Origin of the sequence: Xanthomonas sp. LF07-6, assembly GCF_034105445.1 — a bacterium.
In the GTDB taxonomy this organism is placed as follows: Bacteria; Pseudomonadota; Gammaproteobacteria; order Xanthomonadales; family Xanthomonadaceae; genus Xanthomonas_A; species Xanthomonas_A sontii.
On sequence record NZ_JAXGGI010000048.1, the window covers coordinates 1 to 393 of the forward strand.

Below are 393 nucleotides of genomic sequence, written 5' to 3' on the forward strand. Positions count from 1 at the left end.
ACCGATGCGGTCAACGGCTCGCAGCTGTATGCCACCAATACCGAACTGGGCAAGGTCGGCACCAAGGTGGACGAGCTCGACAACACGGTGCAGCAGTTCCAGAACGGCAACACGGTGAGATACGTCCATACCAATTCCACCGGTGCGGACAGCACCGCCACTGGTGCCGACAGCACCGCGGTGGGAGCGGCGGCGAACGCGTACGGCGACAGCGCGGTGGCACTGGGCGATGGCGCGGTGGCGGGCGATGCGAACGATTCGGCCGTGGCCAACGACGTGGCGCTGGGCAAGGCGGCCACGGCCAGCGGCGGCGACAGCCTGGCGCTGGGCGCAGGCGCAGCGGCGGCGCAGGCCGGCGCCGTGGCGCTGGGCAGCGGCAGCAGCACGGCCGCG

Annotated in this window: 1 pseudogene; it reads left to right on the plus strand. The window is 71.2% G+C overall.

What is annotated here, in order from left to right:
- A pseudogene (locus tag SLW56_RS20820) lies at nucleotides 1-393 on the plus strand (hypothetical protein); the annotation flags it as partial.